This is a genomic window from Chryseobacterium sp. JV274 (genome assembly GCF_903969135.1).
GTDB lineage: Bacteria > Bacteroidota > Bacteroidia > Flavobacteriales > Weeksellaceae > Chryseobacterium.
This window is the reverse complement of sequence record NZ_LR824569.1, coordinates 3,913,959-3,932,439: the sequence shown is the minus strand read 5'-3', so window position 1 is coordinate 3,932,439 and position 18,481 is coordinate 3,913,959. Positions and strand designations below refer to the sequence as shown.

At 37.1% G+C, this 18,481-nt stretch carries 16 protein-coding genes; 6 read left to right on the top strand and 10 right to left on the bottom strand.

The window, feature by feature from the left end:
* Positions 1-88: 88 nt before the first annotated feature.
* Positions 89-961, bottom strand: a complete 873-nt coding sequence (gene dapA, locus CHRYMOREF3P_RS18235) for a 4-hydroxy-tetrahydrodipicolinate synthase (RefSeq protein ID WP_077413960.1) — start codon at positions 959-961, stop codon at positions 89-91.
* A 107-nt stretch (positions 962-1,068) separates the two neighbouring features.
* Between dapA and CHRYMOREF3P_RS18230 the strand changes: the two genes are divergently transcribed.
* From CHRYMOREF3P_RS18230 to recO, 4 genes are read left to right on the top strand one after another with little or no spacing between them, the layout of a single operon-like run.
* Positions 1,069-1,827 (top strand): 5'-nucleotidase C-terminal domain-containing protein, encoded by a 759-nt coding sequence (locus CHRYMOREF3P_RS18230; RefSeq protein ID WP_175627197.1) that lies wholly within the window; start codon positions 1,069-1,071, stop codon positions 1,825-1,827.
* Positions 1,827-2,777 carry a bifunctional metallophosphatase/5'-nucleotidase gene (locus tag CHRYMOREF3P_RS18225; protein ID WP_077413958.1) on the top strand — a complete coding sequence of 317 codons (951 nt, stop codon included), beginning with the start codon at positions 1,827-1,829 and terminating at the stop codon, positions 2,775-2,777. Before CHRYMOREF3P_RS18230 ends, CHRYMOREF3P_RS18225 begins: the two co-directional genes overlap by 1 nt.
* A 1-nt stretch (position 2,778) precedes the next feature.
* Positions 2,779-5,043 carry a hypothetical protein gene (locus CHRYMOREF3P_RS18220; protein WP_180565199.1) on the top strand — a complete coding sequence of 755 codons (2,265 nt, stop codon included), beginning with the start codon at positions 2,779-2,781 and terminating at the stop codon, positions 5,041-5,043.
* 3 nt (positions 5,044-5,046) lie between these two features.
* On the top strand, positions 5,047-5,733 hold the full coding sequence (recO, locus tag CHRYMOREF3P_RS18215) for a DNA repair protein RecO (protein WP_077413956.1): 687 nt from the start codon (positions 5,047-5,049) through the stop codon (positions 5,731-5,733).
* A 19-nt stretch (positions 5,734-5,752) separates the two neighbouring features.
* Here recO and CHRYMOREF3P_RS18210 read toward each other — a convergent pair whose 3' ends face one another.
* From CHRYMOREF3P_RS18210 to CHRYMOREF3P_RS18195, 4 genes are all read right to left on the bottom strand, one after another.
* Positions 5,753-8,422, bottom strand: coding sequence for an MGH1-like glycoside hydrolase domain-containing protein (locus CHRYMOREF3P_RS18210; protein WP_180565198.1), 2,670 nt, complete (start codon positions 8,420-8,422; stop codon positions 5,753-5,755).
* A 104-nt stretch (positions 8,423-8,526) separates the two neighbouring features.
* A complete protein-coding gene (locus CHRYMOREF3P_RS18205) occupies positions 8,527-9,336 on the bottom strand; it encodes a glucose 1-dehydrogenase (RefSeq protein WP_077413954.1) in 810 nt (269 codons plus the stop codon).
* A 73-nt stretch (positions 9,337-9,409) separates the two neighbouring features.
* Positions 9,410-9,883, bottom strand: a complete 474-nt coding sequence (locus CHRYMOREF3P_RS18200; RefSeq protein ID WP_232539058.1) for a GNAT family N-acetyltransferase — start codon at positions 9,881-9,883, stop codon at positions 9,410-9,412.
* A gap of 4 nt (positions 9,884-9,887) precedes the next feature.
* On the bottom strand, positions 9,888-10,505 hold the full coding sequence (locus CHRYMOREF3P_RS18195; RefSeq protein WP_077413952.1) for a DUF1684 domain-containing protein: 618 nt from the start codon (positions 10,503-10,505) through the stop codon (positions 9,888-9,890).
* Between the two features lie 131 nt (positions 10,506-10,636).
* On the opposite strand from CHRYMOREF3P_RS18195, the gene CHRYMOREF3P_RS18190 reads away from it, so the two are divergent.
* On the top strand, positions 10,637-12,217 hold the full coding sequence (locus CHRYMOREF3P_RS18190; RefSeq protein ID WP_180565196.1) for a GMC family oxidoreductase N-terminal domain-containing protein: 1,581 nt from the start codon (positions 10,637-10,639) through the stop codon (positions 12,215-12,217).
* A gap of 2 nt (positions 12,218-12,219) precedes the next feature.
* On the opposite strand, the gene CHRYMOREF3P_RS18185 is transcribed toward CHRYMOREF3P_RS18190, so the two are convergent.
* The 4 genes from CHRYMOREF3P_RS18185 to CHRYMOREF3P_RS18170 form a co-directional block, all read right to left on the bottom strand.
* Entirely contained in the window at positions 12,220-13,086 is an 867-nt protein-coding gene (locus CHRYMOREF3P_RS18185) for an AadS family aminoglycoside 6-adenylyltransferase (protein ID WP_077413950.1), read from the bottom strand.
* Positions 13,087-13,091: 5 nt separating this feature from the next.
* Positions 13,092-13,490 (bottom strand): hypothetical protein, encoded by a 399-nt coding sequence (locus tag CHRYMOREF3P_RS18180; RefSeq protein WP_047382319.1) that lies wholly within the window; start codon positions 13,488-13,490, stop codon positions 13,092-13,094.
* A 65-nt stretch (positions 13,491-13,555) separates the two neighbouring features.
* The gene (gene mqo, locus CHRYMOREF3P_RS18175) at positions 13,556-15,061 is read right to left on the bottom strand and encodes a malate dehydrogenase (quinone) (RefSeq protein ID WP_077413949.1); all 1,506 of its coding nucleotides are present in this window, start codon (positions 15,059-15,061) and stop codon (positions 13,556-13,558) included.
* Positions 15,062-15,340: 279 nt separating this feature from the next.
* Positions 15,341-16,381, bottom strand: a complete 1,041-nt coding sequence (locus tag CHRYMOREF3P_RS18170; protein WP_180565195.1) for an NAD(P)H-dependent glycerol-3-phosphate dehydrogenase — start codon at positions 16,379-16,381, stop codon at positions 15,341-15,343.
* A 225-nt stretch (positions 16,382-16,606) separates the two neighbouring features.
* Here CHRYMOREF3P_RS18170 and CHRYMOREF3P_RS18165 point away from each other — a divergent pair, with 225 nt between their 5' ends.
* On the top strand, positions 16,607-17,632 hold the full coding sequence (locus CHRYMOREF3P_RS18165) for a M23 family metallopeptidase (RefSeq protein WP_180565194.1): 1,026 nt from the start codon (positions 16,607-16,609) through the stop codon (positions 17,630-17,632).
* An 81-nt stretch (positions 17,633-17,713) separates the two neighbouring features.
* Here the strand turns inward: CHRYMOREF3P_RS18165 and CHRYMOREF3P_RS18160 are convergent, their stop codons facing one another.
* The gene (locus CHRYMOREF3P_RS18160; protein WP_180565193.1) at positions 17,714-18,394 is read right to left on the bottom strand and encodes a hypothetical protein; all 681 of its coding nucleotides are present in this window, start codon (positions 18,392-18,394) and stop codon (positions 17,714-17,716) included.
* Positions 18,395-18,481 lie beyond the last annotated feature (87 nt).

The window sequence follows — 18,481 nt, the reverse complement described above, 5'->3', positions numbered from 1 at the left end:
AAAAAGTGAAAAGCCTAAACTTTTCACCCTTATATTTTTCAATAATGAAATGCTGAATTTTAAAGTGATATTAAAATTCAATTCCTTATTAAATGTTTGCCATTTCAGCTTTAATTTTTGCATGAAGACCTTCTGAAGCAGCAACCAGAGGAAGTCTTAAGAAGTTTTTAATGATTCCCTTTTCAGCCAGTATTACTTTAATACCGCAAGGGTTACCTTCTGCAAAAATCAAACGGGTAATATCTACCAGCTTATTGTGAATTGCATAAGCTTCTTTCACTTTTCCTTCAAAAGCTAGCTGTACCATGGTAGAGAATTCTTTAGGGTATGCCTGCCCGATTACGGAAATCACACCATCTCCTCCTGCCAGTGTTACGGGTAAAGTATATTCATCATCTCCGGAAACCAATGAAAATCCTTCTGGTTTCTTTCTCAGAATATCAAAATACTGTAAAATATTAGGTGAAGCCTCCTTAATCAGGAATAAATTAGGAAATTCCTTTGCAAGACGAAGGGTAGTATCTGCTTCTACGTTCTGACCGGTTCTTGAAGGAACATTATAAATAATAATATTCTTCCCTGTGGAAGCTAAAGCTTTATAATGCTGATAAAGACCTTCCTGGTTCGGTTTATTGTAATAAGGAGATACTGAAAGTACTGCTTCAAATGCAGAAAGATCTGCTTCTTCAATCTGTTTCTTAACGTCAAGAGTATCGTTGCCGCCAATTCCCAAAACTAAAGGAAGACGTTTATTATTCACCTTAATGATATGCTCAATTACCTGTTTCTTCTCCTCTGCAGAAAGCGTTGCGGCTTCTGCCGTAGTACCCAATACTACCAAATAATTGGTTCCGTTTTCGATATTGTATTCAACCAGTTTTGTTAAACTATCAAAGTCAACGGATAAATCTTCATTAAAGGGCGTTACCAATGCAACACCTACTCCTTTTAAAATGCTCATCTGTTAGAATTATTTTTGTCAAATTTAATAATTTACAGTAAGAATTTACAATAAATAATAATGTTTTATTATACATATAGTTATATTTGCATATACTAAAAGATATTATGAAAAATAAATTCTTGTTAATAGGAATTGCCCTGGTAACCCTTACAGCATGCAAAACAGCTTCTACGCTGCAACTTGCGGATGTAAAGACCCAGAAAAATATTTCTATTAATAATGAGCTAAAAAATGATGAGGAGTTTGCAAAATTTATTGAGCCTTATAAGCAAAAACTGGATAAAGAAATGAACCAGAAGATCTCACACACGAATGCGGATCTTACAAAGCAGGGCGACAACAGCAATCTGGGCAATCTTTTAGCTGACTATACGTTTGAAGGAGGTAATGAATGGATAAAAACTCATCTTAAGCAGAATGTAGATGCTGCATTGATCAATATCGGAGGAATCCGTACCACTATCGGAAAGGGTGATATTTTACTTAAAAATGTATTTGAAGTAATGCCTTTCGAAAATGAGGTGGTTATTGTGAAAATGAAAGGAGCCGATTTACAGGGACTTTTTGAGTATTATGCAAAAACGCAGGTCAACAATCCTGTTTCTCATTTATATATTGAGACCAATAACGGACAGGTAATCAAATCCCTGATCAACGGAAAAGCAGTAGATCCGGCTAAAGACTATTATATTGCTACTTCAGACTATCTTGCACTGGGAGGAGACAACATGAAATTCTTTGCAAAAGGAGAATCAATCTCAACAGGAATTAAAATGAGAGATCTGTTTATTGATTATTTTAAGAAGGCTCCTGAAGTGGTAGTAAATTCAGATGTTCGTTTAAATTTTATCGGGAAGAAGTAATGGATAGAAAAAGTTTTTTAAAAGCAATAGGAGGCGGATCTTTGGCAATGGCTTTAGCTCCCAATATGATGATGGCGGAAGAGTTGAAAATTCTTGATTTAAAATCCGCAAATAAACTGACTATTCTTCATACCAATGACCAGCATAGCAGAATAGAACCTTTCGATGCAAGCTATACAAAAAATCCTAATCAGGGAGGTTTTGCAAGAAGGGCAAACTTAATTCAGCAGATCAGAAATCAGGAAAGCAATGTACTGCTTCTTGATTCAGGAGATATTTTCCAGGGAACTCCTTACTTCAATTTCTTCGGAGGAGAACTGGAGTTTAAATTAATGTCCATGATGAAATATGATGCCTCTACCATGGGAAATCATGATTTTGATAATGGCCTTGATGGATTTTTAAAAGTACTTCCCAATGCGAAGTTTCCTTTTATCTGTTCCAATTATGATTTTAAAAATACGATTCTTGACGGGAAAACTTCTCCGTATAAGATCTTCAACAAGAATGGAATTAAAGTAGGAATTTTCGGAGTGGGAATTCAACTGGACGGCCTTGTAGGTAAAAAACAGTATGGAGAAACCGTTTATTCCAATCCCATTGACGTAGCACAGCATTATTCAAATTATCTGAAAAAAGAGCAGAAATGTGACCTGGTAATTTGTCTTTCACACATCGGTTATGATTATAAAGATGAACCGAATAAAATAAGTGATAAAATTTTAGCGGCCAATACAGAGAATATTGATATTATCCTGGGCGGCCATACTCATACATTTTTACCGGAACCTCAATCTTATACCAACAGACAGGGCAAAAACGTACTTGTCAATCAGGTAGGATGGGCAGGTCTTCTTTTGGGTAGAATAGATTTTTATTTTGATACAAACAAAAACGTACAGCATATTTCCTGGAACAATCAGGCAATAGACAGCAGCATAACCGCATAATATGAAAAAACTCTCTATAATTTCTCTTGGTATTTTAGCATCCCTGCAGTTTACAAAAGCGCAGGTCATTTCATCGAAAAAATGGGCTGATGTATTTTCCTATAACAAAGTCTTAGCTATGAAAGAAGACAATGGGAAAATCATTGCAGCTACAGAAAACGGAATATTCTATTATACAATATCAACAGGAGAAATTACGAAGTTATCCAAGGCCAATGGCCTTCATAATATTGGAATAACAGCCTTCGATTACAACCCACAGACTAAAACAGGACTTATTGGGTATGAAAACGGCTCCATGGATGTTATCACTCCACAGGAAATCAAATATATTGTTGATATTCCTATTGCTACCGGCTATAACGGAAATAAAAAAATCAATCATATTTCCATTACCGGAAATCAGGCTGTCATTTCTGTAGGCTATGGACTTTCCATATTTAATCTGAACAATAAAGAATTCGGAGATTCTGCGTTTTTCCTGACTGGCGGGGTGTATGAAGCAAGTAATGAAGCAACCATATTCGGGAATAAGGTATACTCTGTAACCAATACAGGATTGAAGAGCCATCAGTTGAATACTACCTTCCCGGTATATTCTACATGGACAACGGAAGCTCCCGGAGCATTCAAGCATATAGATTCAGAATCTGAGCTTGTATATTCATCAGCTACAGCGGCCTATTTTTACAACAACGGCACTCCGACTCAGCTTCCTACGAACTTTGATAATATCCGTGATATCGTTGTTACATCTAATAATATTATAGTTACTGACAACAGAGTGTATACCTACGGAATAAACGGGGTATCACAAAATGCGGTAAGCCTTGGAGAAGAATGCAACACTGCAATAACAGCTGGTGGAAAAATTTTTGGAGGAACCGTATTATCAGGGATCAAGGATGAAAGTAATAATACTTTCAAACCATCAGGCCCTTACTACAATTTTGCCTATAATATTAATCTTTTCGATAATAATCAGCTTCTGGTTTCCTCTGGTGCCAGAGCAAATAATTACAACCACCCGTCCATTATTCCACAAGAACCGGGATTTTATTATTTCAACGGTACGGATTGGATTTATCCTTCTTTTTTCAATAAAAGTAATCCAAATCGTCCAGTCTTTGTCAACGTATTGGATGCTATTATAAGTCCTTATAACAGTAATGAAGTTCTCTTTACTAACTATACAATGCTGGATAATGGGGTTTACAGAATGAAATATAATGCCACAAGCAAAGATTTTGATCTGGTAAAGTATTATAATCTCGGTGCACAGCCTTACTACAGACGTCCGGTAGGATTGACTACAGATACTCAGAACAATCTTTTTGTTTCCTTCGGATTTAATGACGGAAACCCTTCCATGGGAATCTATGATAAAGCCGCTGATGATTTTATCATCAAGAAAATAGTTCTTGCCAGTGATGGTATACAAAAGGCCGTTTTCCATGAAAATATGCTGTGGACTCCGCTACCGAGATCTAATAACTTTTGGGTATATGACTATAAAAATGCAACCAACCTTTCCGATGATACAGATTATATTCTGGGTTCTTCTAATGGATTTAATAGTTCAGGAGGAATCTTATCTGTAGCATTTGATAAGTCCGGAGATGCATGGATCGGTACAGACGGAGGTTTAAGGATTATGCCTAATGCTGCATCTGAGATAAAAAATCCACAGCCGGAAGTAGAACCTATAGTCATAGAACAAAACGGGCTGGGTGAAGAGCTTTTCAGGGAATCAGCTATTCTTCAGATCGCAGTAGACGAAGGAAATTACAAATGGGTTTCCATTGATGGTGGTGGTGTATATTACCTTTCTGCTGACGGCCAGAAAACAATAAAACATTTTACTAAAGAAAATTCACCTCTTCCTACAAACAGTGTTACAGATATAAAAGTTGATAAGAAAACCGGGAAAGTATATTTTGTAACATATAATGGTATTGTAACATATCAGGGTGATGTTGCTGATGTAACTTCCAATTTCGGTGATGTTGTAGTATATCCTAACCCTGTTGTATATTCTAATTTTAAAGGAAAAGTTACCCTTAAGGGTCTTGCAGAAAAAACGAATATAAGAATTGTAGATGCAGCAGGAAATGTTGTACACTCTGCAGTAGCAAGAGGAGGTTATTATGAATGGGATCTTAATAATCAGAAAGGGGTAAGAGTAGCATCAGGAATGTACTTTGTCCTGATGACCAATGAAGATGGGTCAGATAAAGCTACAGCCAAAATAGGAGTAGTCAATTAATTAATGAATTCACAAAACGGTTTTTTACTTTCGTTTATAAAATATGGAGAAAATGATGCTGTATTGCATTGTTTTACTGAAGAAGAGGGTTTTCAAAGCTATTTTCTGAAAGGAATTTATGCTAAAAAGAACAAAAAGAAAGCCCTGCTGCTGCCCCTGAGCCATCTGAATTTTTCAATACAACCTCTCCGTGGCAATGGTATACCAACTGTTTCAAAGTTTGAACTGGTAAAAAATAATGACATTTATACAGATATAAAAGTCAATACCGTTATTTTCTTTATTTCAGATTTCCTGAGTCATATCCTTAAATATGAGGATAAAAATATTCCTATCTATACCGGCATAAATCATTTTATCAATGAACTAACGAACAGGAATTATCAGGCACATCTGCTCTTTTTACTGGCTGTTTTAAAAATTCAGGGAGTTGCTCCACTGTTGGGTGACGGTAAGTTTTTAGATCCGGAAACCGGAACTTTTTCCTTAGGAATCTGTCATCAGCAATTCAATGAAGAAATTTCTACATTATGGAAAGAAGCACTTTGTGCTGAAAATCTATATGCTACAAAAATCCACTCTTCATTAAGAAAAGATTTTCTGGACAGCCTTCTGATATATTATCATTATCATATCACAGACTTCAAAACACCTGCCTCATTGGAAATTATCCAGCAGATATTTGAATAGGCCGATGGGTAGTATTGTTTTATGATTCTTTTGTTTTTTCAATATCTGCAGGCATTTCAGTTTCAGATTCGGCAATTTCTTTTTTGGAGAATCTTGGCTGTAAGATCTTGGCAATAAGTCCCGTCCAGCCTGTCTGGTGGGAAGCTCCTACTCCACGTCCGTTGTCCCCATGAAAATATTCGTAGAACAGGATATAATCTTTAAAGTCCGGATCCGTCTGAAATCTTTCATACTGCCCGTGGACAGGTCTTTTCCCTTTTTCATCCTTTAAAAAAATCTTTGCAAGCCGTTTGTTTAAAGCATCCGCTATCTGATCAAGGTTTAAATAGTTTCCACTCCCTGTAGGATATTCCACTAAAAAATCGGGACTATAGTAGAAGAAAAAGCGCTGAAGACTATCGATAATCAAAAAATTAATAGGAAACCACACCGGACCGCGCCAATTGCTGTTCCCTCCGAAAAGCCCGCTGTCACTTTCTGCGGGAGTATATTTCACACTATAATCCGTTTCATTCAGTGTTAAAGTATAAGGATTATTTTCATACTCTTTTGATAACGCTCTTACTCCATAATCACTTAAAAATTCATCCGGATTCAGCATTCTGTTTAATAATCTTTTCAAACGGTGTCCGCGAAGCAAAGACAAAAGGTGTTTGGAATCCTGGCCTTTGACTTCCCACCTTGAAACCAGAGAAGCCAGTTCCGGTTTATTTTCCAGTACCCATTTCATTCTTTTCTTAAAATTAGGCAGGTTTTCAATCATTTCATCATCTATAACCTCAACGGCAAACATCGGGATCAATCCTACAATGGTTCTTAATCTTAAATACATATGCGTTCCGTCATTAGAAGCTATGGCATCATAGAAAAACTCATCTTGTTCATCCCACAAACTGAATTCTTCCTCACCCATATTATCCAGTGAATTGGCAATCGCCAGGAAATGTTCAAAAAACTTCATCGCCATTTCTTCATACACATTATTGTAAAGAGCCAGTTCCAAAGCAATCCGCATCATATTCAGGGCAAACATGGCCATCCAGCTCGTCCCGTCCGACTGTTCCAGCTGCTCTCCGTTTGGCAAAACAGCATTCCGATCGAAAACGCCAATATTATCAAGTCCTAAGAAACCTCCTTCAAATATGTTATTGCCATTGGTATCCTTTTTATTGACCCACCATGTAAAGTTCATTAACAGTTTCTGAAAAGCACTTTCCAGAAATTCCAGGTCAGGTTTGTTATTTAAATATTCATCAATTTTAAATACTCTGAAAACGGCCCAGGCATGTACCGGAGGATTCACGTCACTCAAGTTCCATTCGTAGGCCGGAAGCTGTCCGTTTGGATGCATATACCATTCAAACAGGAAAAGTTTCAGCTGATGCTTTGCAAAATCAGGATCTATCAAGGAAAAGCTGATGGTATGAAATGCAAGATCCCAGGTGGCATACCACGGATATTCCCATTTATCCGGCATGGAAATAATATGTTCGTTATTAAGATGCTTCCAGTCGTAATTTCTTATTTTTTTCCGCGACTGTGGAGGAGGCATTTCAGCAGGATCACCTTTCAGCCATTTTTCAACATTGTAGTGGTAAAACATTTTATTCCACAGCATCCCTGCAAAAGCCTGTCTTTGTACCAGCCTCTCATCTTCCGAAGCAATTCCTTTCTGGATTTCAGCATAAAATTCATCTGCTTCTTTCTGTCTTTGATTAAAAACAGTATCAAAATCACCGAACGGCTCTCGTAAGTCCTTATCCGATATTCTGAATTCAAATATTCTGGATTCCCCAGCTTTGAAATCTTCATCAATAAAAAAAGAAGCTTTGGTTCCTACATTCTTCGGGTTCACAGATTGAGAGTTACCTGTCATTACAAAATTATTGATCCCGTCTTTGCAGAACTTAAATTCATTTTGCGACTGGTAAAGTCTTTCATTATTGGTTTCATTATTACAAAACAGTGTTTTTAAGGATTGTTTTGCATATACATTTTTGATGTCAATATCCTGATGATTTACTTCAATCCGGTCTGCATCTTCAGCATACAATTTTGGTTGATAGTCATCATAGCCCCACTTCCAGGTGTTTCTGAACCAAACCGTAGGCAATATTACAAGGGATGCTTCTTTTTCAGATTTGTTGACAACCGTTAGTCTGACTAGAATATCATTCTGACTTTCTTTTGCATATTCAATAAAAATGTCAAAGTATTCATTGTTATCAAAAATTCCGGTATCAATCAATTCATATTCCGTTTCATCCTTACTTCTTGAAGCATTTGTTTTTATGAGATCTTCATAGGGAAAAATAGTATGGGGATATTTATACAGCATTTTCATATAAGAATGGGTAGGTGTAGAATCCAGGTAATAAAAATATTCCTTTACATCTTCACCGTGATTTCCCTGTCCGTTGGTCAATCCAAAGAACCTTTCTTTCACCATTTTATCTTTTTTATTCCAGAATCCGACAGAGAATACAAGCTTCTGAAGGTCATCACAGATTCCGCATATGCCTTCCTCACCCCAACGGTATGTTTTGGCTTCCGCAGTATCATGACTGGTATAATTCCAGGCATCTCCGTTTTCACTGTAATCTTCACGAACAAGCCCCCATTCCCGGTTACTTACATAAGGACCCCATTTTTTCCATGAAATATCTGAAATTCTCTGTTTTTCTGACATAAGCGATAATTATGAGTAATGAATAATAAGCAATGAGTCATATCTGATCTCGTTTGAAGCTATGAGAACAACCTCAAAACTATAAACTTTAAACCTTGAACTTCTTAACCTCCTGTAGAAAAACTCTCAAACGTAGTCATTCCACCATCAACGAAGATGCTGGTTCCGGTAATATAATCAGCAAGATCACTGGCCAGAAAAGCGGCTAAATTTCCAATATCCTGAGGCTGTCCGATTCTGTTATAAGGAATAAGGGTAAGAAGAGAATTCAGTGCTTCAGGAGTATTCCAGGCATTTTGATTAATAGGAGTCTGAATAGCTCCCGGGCAAATAGAATTGACCCTGATTTTATCTGCACCATATTCCTGAGCAAGAGTTTGCATCAACATTCTGATGGCTCCTTTGCTTGATGCGTAGTTGGCATGTCCGGCCCACGGAATAATTTCGTGTACAGAACTGATATGAATAATCTTCCCACATGCAATGGAACGTGAAGGGTCTATTCCCCGCCTTAGAAACTCTTTAATGGCTTCTCTGGCACATAGAAACTGTCCCGTAAGATTGACCCCTATGACAGCATTCCACTGATCGATGTTCATTTCGGTGAATTTCGCATCTTTTTGAATACCCGCATTATTCACCAGAATATCTACAGTTTGAAATTCAGAAACAACATCCTGAAACATTTTGACCACCTGATCTTCTTTGGATACATCACATGCATAGGTTACTCCTTTTCCTCCGGCATCAGTGATTTCTTTCAAAACAGCTTTGGCTTCTTCTGCAGACCTTTCCGAAGAATGGTTGACAATGATTGTCGCTCCTGCTGCAGCTAATGATTTTGCAATTCCTGAACCTATTCCGCTGGAGGCACCTGTAACCACAGCTACCTGATTTTGAAGTGATATTTCCATGTTTTGTAATTTGATGTTACTCAAAGTTATGGAAAGATATCAGCAGATAAAAAATTATGATTTTAAAATTTTATTAAAGTTTTTTGTACATCAGATATTGAGGACCGCTTCTTCCTATTCTGGTTTTACCGTCAAAAATATATCCTGACTGAAGATAAATATGGTATGCGGAATCATTTTTCTGATTTACTGCCAGTACAATTTCGTTACAATCTCCAAAGTGGGTTTTTACAAAATTTCCTACTTCCAGCATAGCCATTTTTCCTATTCCTTTCCCCTGCATCTGAGGATTTACAGATAAAGAACGCAGTAAAACTGATGTTTTATCATCGGTAAGTTCAAATTTATCTTTCCCGAAATCAAGTACAAAAAACCCGACAGGCAGCTCATTTTCAAATATCGTTATCGGAAATGCGTCGTCATCATCCCGTTCGTTGATACTTTGCAAAGCCTGTTGAGCTGTCGCAGTAAATTGCATCTGGTTTTCATCCAAAGCATAACTGACTCCGGAAAGATCTTCTGGTTTAAAGAATTCTAAATGTATCATAGTCTTAATGATGGTAAATATCTTCATACATTACTCCCGCACGGATTTCCACAGGAAGTTTATTCTCCTCAGGAACAACAGGGCAATTGTAATCGTAAGCATTATAGGCACAAAAAGGATGATAGGACTGATTGAAATCAAGCACAATCGTATTTCGTTTCGGTATCTTTAAATCCATATATTTTCCTCCTCCATAGGTTTCTTTTTCATTGGTAGCATCACGAAACGGAAGAAAAAGATAGTCTTTATATTTATCTTGCTTGATTAAAGCCAGGCTTTGATATAAGGTAACCGTATAGGGTTTATCATCCAGCATAAATGTAGCTTTTCCATATTCCTGATACGTCTTTGTTTTTCCTGAAGAAGTAGGAAGTTCAAAGGGTTTAGTATCTTTTGATTTAACAAATTTTGCGGTTACTCTGTATTTAGCATCAAAAGGAAAGAAAGGGTGACCTTTAAAGTTTTTAAAGTTATCTCCCCTTAATGGAGTCTCTTTCGGATTCAGATATTCAGCATTGAGTTCTTTCTGAAATTTCTGAACATCTTTCTCTTCCTTTGAAACTGTTTTCTGAGAAAAAGCCCATAATGGAAGGAGTAAAAAGAGTACTATATATTTTTTCATGTATGTAAAATTATAACCAAAACTATGAATTTTCGGAACAACAAAAGTTAAAATTCTGATAAAAAAACATAATCTGTTTTAAATAAAATAAGCACCAGCTGATCTAGCATACTTTTTGGAAAGCAAAGCTCATGGACAGAAAAAATTTCATCAGGACCAGTGCATTGGCTATATCAGGTTTCTATTTTCTTCAATCTGAATTGTTCCGGGCTGCGGAAAGAAAAAACAGCCAGATAAAAGAAAATACTGATGTTCCTATTGTGATCATTGGCAGCGGGTACGGAGGAGCTGTATCTGCATTACGTCTTTGTGAAGCCGGGAAAAAAGTAGTGATGCTTGAAATGGGTCTTAACTGGGAGAAAGCAGGAATTCCGTTTTCCAATCTGCTGAAACCCGGGAAAAGTTCAGCCTGGCTGAAAAAGAAAAGCATTGCCCCTTTCATGAATATTTTTTCTCTGACTCCTTTTACCGGGATATTGGACCGTCTGGATTTTGAACATATCAATATCTGGGTAGGAAGAGGCGTTGGCGGAGGTTCTCTGGTGAATGGCGGAATGGCTGTTACTCCCAAAGAAAGTTATTTCAAAGAAGTTTTTCCTGATCTTGATCCTGAAAGGTTTTACAATCATTATTTTCCTCTGGTACGGGAAGAACTCAAAGTAAATGTGATTGATGAACAGTTTCTGAAAGACTGCCCATATTATAAATTCACACGGGTAGGTGAAGAAGAGGCTCATAAAGCGGGTTTTAAAACCATGAGAGTTCCGAATGTGTATGATTTTAAGTATATGGAAAAAGAGTTCCGGAATGAAGTCCCCCGTTCTGCTCTTAATACCGAAGTGATCTATGGCAACAATTATGGGAAAAACAGTTTGGATAAAACCTATCTCAGAAAAGCACTGGAAACCGGCAATTTGGAAATCCTCGACCTTCATCATGTCCAAACGATACAACTTAATGATGATAAAAGCTATACATTAAATGTCCGCCAGATTGATACATCAGGTATCCTGGCTGCTGACAAAGTTTTCCACTGTAAAAAGCTGATTCTTTCTGCAGGAACAATGGGAACTTTACAGCTTCTGTTACAATCTCATGCAGAAAATAATTTCCCCCTCCATGAAAAGGTCGGAAAAAAATGGGGAAACAATGGGAATTTTATGACCGGAAGAAACTGGGTACAACCTTTGTCTGGCGGTACAGGAGCCAAGCAATCTACTATTCCGGTAGGTGGAATTGACAACTGGGAAGATCCGGAACATCCGTTTTTCACAGAAATTGCCCCCTTACCGATGGGAATGGATGTTGCTACCGCTTTATATCTGCTGATCAACAGAGTCGATAAAAAAGGAGAAGTTGCATACAATAAAGCCAGCCAATCCCTGACTTTGAACTGGGACGAAAGCAATACCGTCAAAATGAAAGAAAATGCCCAATATTTTATCCGGAAAATGAATAAAGCCAATGGCGGAACGAGAAGCCACCTGCTTTTCAATAATGGTTTTGGAGCTGATATCTGTTATCATCCGCTTGGAGGATGTGTTTTGGGTGAAGCTACCAACGAATTTGGAAAATTAAAAAATCATGAAAACCTGTATGTTCTGGATGGATCACTAATTCCCGGAACCATTGGTGTCAATCCGTTTGTAACCATTACTGCCATTGCAGAATACTGTATTGAAAACCTCATCAAACAAAATGAATTTGCCTGAAATCAGGGCATTGATTGTATTTCTGTAAGATAATTGCGGATATCATCTTCCAGTTTTACCGGATAGATAAAATGAAGTTTTCCTGCCAGAGAAGTTCCCAGTTCATGTACCAGATCGGCACAGGCAAGCAAAGCTTTCCAGTTTTCTTCAATATCATTTCCTGAGAATGTAGCTTCCACTTTATTCCATAATTCCGGGGATAAATATTGTTTGAAAAGTCTTCCATGCTTATTGGTCGTAATATTATTCCAGTTATGATTCGCGGCAATATACCATTCAATCAAAGGAACAAGATAATCAGTACGCAGGACATTTTCAGACATAAATTTGGCATAAAAAATATCACCGCGTTTAAGGCATTTTGCCACATACGTTGTATCCCACCAAAAATCATTGAACAGCTGTTGAAATTCTTTTTCCGTAGGCTTATGGATCATGACAGACTGATAGGTTGGAGGTTTCAGGTTTTTAGTCAGATTATCTTTATCCAGTAAAACTTTATACCCTACATCCCAATCTTCGGGAAGATTTTCTTCATTGATTTCTTTACTAAATTCTGACACCTGATACAGCTTAAAATCAACCTTCACATGGTCTTTATACAAAACCATTTTCATGGCATGTTTTCCCTCAAAAACACTGTCAGCTTCTTCAATCATAGAAATAGGTTCACCAAAAAGCCTGATCCATTCATTTCCTGATTCATAAGATGCCCTGTTTTCAAAAACAAGTTCTACATCCAGATCACTTAAATCATCTACGGGAGCATAAGGGTTTACCAATGAACTGGTCAGAAGAACAGCACGGATATCGGGATTGTTTTCAGCCCAATGAATAATCTGTTTCAGTTTTTCTTCCCTTATTTTCATCTTTATTAGGATTCTGAGATTTTTACCCGATACACATCGGAAGAATTTCTTTTGATTGATTCTACAAAAAAGCCGCCTTCTTCAGGAATTACTTCTTTTAAATCAAAACTTTTACAATCTTTCGGAAGCCCGGAAAAGATCAACGTAAACCAAAAATCTTTCATAAAAGGAACCGCTGTCCAATAGGGAGAAATTGAAATATTTTCCGCATGAATCAATTTGCTTCTATGCTCAGACTGGTTGTCAAAAAGATAGGTCGAGTGCCAGATTCTGATCAGGTTTCCTAAAAACGGTGACGCCGGAAAACAACAATGTACGATCACCTGTTTTTCCTCTTCCGTTTTTGCCTTAAGAGATTCCAGGATTTCCTTTGCAATAACAGGTTTTACAATTACTTCTTCCACCTTTTATAAATAATGAGTGATGAACAATGGGTAGCAGTGTCTACTCCCATTGTTCATTACTGATGTTAATATTCTAATTCTAATTTTTCTTTTGTATAATTTCTCACCTCATTGGTCAGGTCAGGATTTTCAGCCAGTTTTTGTCCATAAGAAGGAACCATTTCAAGCAGTTTTCCTTTCCATTCGCCATGTAATTTTTCCGGGAAACATTTTTCCAGTACATTCAACATGGCATATACTGCTGTAGACGCACCTGGTGAAGCTCCCAGCAGAGAAGCAATGGTCCCGCTCTTATTCACAACTACTTCAGTTCCGAATTCCAGTTTCCCCCCTTCTTTTTCATCTTTTTTGATGACCTGAACTCTCTGACCTGCTACTTTCAATTCCCAGTCATCTTCTTTGGCATCCTTAACGAATTCTCTTAAATGCTGCATTCTTTGAGATTTCGTCATTGCAACTTGCTGGATCAGGTATTTCGTCAGAGGAATATTATGCCACCATGCTCCAAAAAGGGATTTCAGATTTTTGGTGTTTACACTTTCAGGAAGGTCAAGATAGCTTCCTTCTCTCAGGAATTTGGTGGAGAACCCTGCAAAAGGTCCGAAAAGAAGAGCTTTCTTACCATCAATAATTCTAAGATCAAGGTGTGGAACAGACATTGGAGGAGCATCTACTGTAGCCTGAGTATATACTTTAGCCTGGTGCTTTTCCACCAATTCCTGGTTATGGCTTACCAACCACTGTCCGGAAACCGGGAAACCTCCGTAACCTTCACTTTCTTTAATATCTGAACTGTCTAATAACGGAAGTGCATACCCTCCGGCACCAATGAAAACAAAGTCTGCCACCACTTCCTGTTTGTGGCTGTTGATTCTGTCTTTCACCTTCATTTCCCACTTTCCGTCTTCTCTTGCATCAATATCTTTCACTTCGTGGTATAAGAAAACCTCAACATTGGAATCTTCCAGAAGATGTCTTCCCATTTTTCTTGTCAGTGTTCCGAAGTTCACATCCGTCCCCATATCCATCTTCGTTGCAGCCATTACTTCAGACTGATTTCTTTTGCTCATTACCAAAGGAATCCACTCTCTCAGTTTCTCATGATCTTTAGAAAATTCCATTCCTGAGAAAAGAACAGATTCGGCCATTTTATCGTGGCGTTTTTTAAGATATTCAGCATCTTTTTCTCCGAATACCAGACTCATATGCGGGCAGGAATTGATAAATTCTTTGGGCTCATGAATATAGCCTTTGGTGAGCAGATAGGCCCAGAATTGTTTTGAAATTTCAAACTGTTCTGCAATGCTCTCTGCTTTGGAGATATCAATAGACCCGTCTGGTTTTTCCGGGGTATAATTTAGCTCACAAAATGCGGAGTGCCCTGTTCCGGCGTTGTTCCATGCTGCTGTACTTTCTTTGGCAAATCTTCCAAGTCTTTCAAAGATTGCAATTTCAAGATTTGGATCAAATTCATGAAGCAGCGTTGCTAAAGTGGCGCTCATGATTCCGCCGCCTATCAGTACAACGTCATATTTAGGTTTCGGTGTTCTGCTTGTAAGCGATTGTGACATAATTTAAAATTTTACTTCAAATTTCGTGAAAAGTTTTAAAAACTGGACCGCGTTTAACGATTTTAACACGTTATTTTTTACAGCAAAAACACTTCTTGAGTACGCAACAAAAAGCTATGGAAAATTTCAATAAAACATCATTGAAATGATTGATAATATCAGATCATTATAATCTCTTGGATCATCAAAATGAACAAAAAAACTTAAGCATTGAAATACTTAAGTTTTTTTGTTCATTTTATGTTACAAACAAGGTTTTAGCAATAAAGCCTTGTTATTTTAATTCAATTTTGCAGTCAGTTTTTTAAACTGTTTTTCAGCATTTTTACCTTCATAAAGAATAGCGTAAACAGTATCTATAATTGGAAGTTTAAGATTTTTCTGTTTTGCTGTTTTATAAATAGAATCTGCTGCATAGTATCCTTCCGCCACCATATTCATAGACTGAATGGCAGATCTCACGGTATATCCTTTTCCGATAAGATTCCCCAGGTTTCTGTTTCTTGAGAAAAGTGAATAAGCAGTCACCAGAAGGTCACCCAGATAAGCACTTTCATTCACATCTCTTGGTGCTTCATAGATGGCTTCCAGGAATGTTTCCATTTCACGGATTGCATTTGAAACAAAAACAGCCGTGAAGTTATCTCCATATCCTAAACCACTTGCGATTCCTGCTCCGATTGCAAAAATATTTTTAAGAATCGCACTGTATTCATTTCCTAAAATATCTTTACTTGTTTGTACTTTGATAAAATCTGAACTGAAAATACCTTCAAGTTTTTCAGCCGTTTCATCTTCTACTGTCGCAATGGTAAGATAAGAAAGTCTTTCCATCGCTACCTCTTCTGCATGACAAGGCCCTGCAATAACCGCCTGATTTCTGAACCCGATTTTAAATTCATCACGCAGATAATGCGCTACCACATCATTTACTTTAGGAATAATCCCTTTAATTGCAGAGATAAAGATCTTATCTGAATAATCACAGGTCATCTTGTCCAGTGTATCAGACAGGTAGATGGACGGAGTTGCCAGCACAATAACGTCACAGGCAGAAACCAGTTCATTGATATCTGTTGTTAATTTTAAGCTTTTCAGATTAAAGTGGGCAGCTGTAAGATAAGTCGGGTTATGTCCGCGGAGCTCAATGGCTCCTTTTACAAATTCACTTCTTACACACCAGTGTACAACCTTACAGTTTTCAACAAGCATTTTTACGATAGCGGTTGCAAAACTTCCGCTCCCTACAACTCCTACAGAAATATCCTTTTTATTCTTTTTTGGATTCGAAGATTCTGAAATAATTTTCTTTTTAGCCATAATTGGAATGTGAACTGCAAAGATATTAAAACAAAGACGTAACAAAGGCTTTGAAACTATGATAAACGCCATTTTCTGAAAAAATTAACACTTCAACACAATTAAACAGCTAATTAACCGTTAAATACAGAAAAAACTGAATTTTAATTAAAAATAACCCACAAAGCTTATTTTTAATTAAATTTGCAGCTTCAAAACCGTTTTAAATTTATTAAGAGAAGAAATATGAAAAAATTTCTAAGCAGCAAGAAGAACGTAAACATTCTCCTGGGAGGACTTTTACTAGTAGTTTTTGCACAAGGTGTCTTCATTGCGAAGCTCTTTTCTGAAAGAGACGACAAAACCTACGAAGTCAATCTTGTAAAAATAAACACTGAAAAAGACAGTGTAGATTATCTAAAAATGAAAACTGATCTTACGCTCGTAGATCAGACAGTGGCTCAACTCAACTCTTTCCTGAAGTCCAAAGACATTACCAACGAAAAACTGATGATGCTCAACCAGGACAGTATTTCAAATTCTATTTATCTTTCCAAACAGGCAAACCGATACAGCCAATATCTGATGGATCTTCAGAAAAAGCTGATGCAGGTTCCGTTGGGTATGCCTACAGACGGGTATATTTCCTCTAATTTTGGAGTGAGAAAAAATCCGATTCCATTCAAAACTGTTTTTGCGTCGGTAAAAACAAGTGTTGCAACGGAAGCAAAACCGGCAGTAGCTGCAGCTCCAAAGCCTGAAGTAAAAGCTGAACCTGTTGAGAAAATTATAGAACTTACAGACAGCTATGGAAATAAAAGGGAAGTAAAAGTAATGGTTACTCCAAAAGCAGCTCCTGTAGCGTCAGCATCAGCTCCTTCTACAACAAAAGCTGTGGCAGGAACTACAACAACTAAAACTGCTGCTGAAAAAAACAACCCGCCTGCAGAAGCTGACCAGATGCAGTTCCACAAAGGACTGGACATTGCCGTTGCCTATGGTTCTGATGTAAGAGCTGCCGCTGCTGGAACAATTATTTTTTCCGGACAGAGAGGGGGCTATGGAAACTGTGTGATTGTTTCTCACGGAAATGGATTGGCTACACTCTACGGACACTTATCACAGCTTGTATCTAAAGTAAATGATAAAGTAAAGGTAGGTCAGGTAATTGCTAAATCCGGAAATTCAGGACGTTCTACAGGTCCTCATCTTCATTATGAAGTCCACAAAAACAATACTCCGATTAATCCGAAATTGTTTATGAATCTATAAAAAGAAAGGCTGCTCAGTATGAACAGCCTTTTTTATTTTGATATTACCCAGGTTCCGGATACGTTATGCGTATTTTATTCTTTATGGAAATTCAATGTTCAGCATTTTTTTAGTCTTTCTGTCAAATGCTACATTGATAAACGGGAAAACCTTATCTCTTTTGCTTACTTCTCTTATTAAGATCATCTGTCCCAGATTGGGATTATCCAGAAATTCAAATCCCTGAAACTGTATTTCTGTAATTGGGCCTAATTCAGAATCCATTCTTGAAATTGTTTCTTTGACTACTTCTTTTTTAGGCTTAAATTTTGGCTCAAACATTTCAAGAATTCCTTTATCATCTTTATTAATCAAAAATGAATTGATCTTATCAATTTCCGGGTATATATCTTTTACTTCCTGCAGTTCTTTTCGAGTGAATGATTTTGTAAAACTGGCTCCGTCTGATAAAAGTAATTTTGTTTTGATGACATCATATTCTCCAGGCTTTTGATTCTGAAAAACTATAAATGCAATATTGGCAGCATTGGATACAGCTCTTTGAGGCTGGCTATTGATCAGTTTACTGTCTTTAATCTCCACTTCAAAAAAATCACCGGATTTTCCATTCAGTGTTTGTACTCCTTTCATCGTTTCAACATAGCCTCCGTAAAACTTAAGAACTTCATTAACAGATTTTTTATCTTCGGAGGTTGTCGCCAGTTTACCACAGTTGAATAAAAACAGCAATAACAGAAAAGGCAGAATTTTAATTAATTTCATTGGTTATTATTTGATTTTAAAAATAAATTACAGATTCTCTTCTCTTTTTAAAGAAGGTTTTCTGCTAATCAAATATAACAAAAAGTA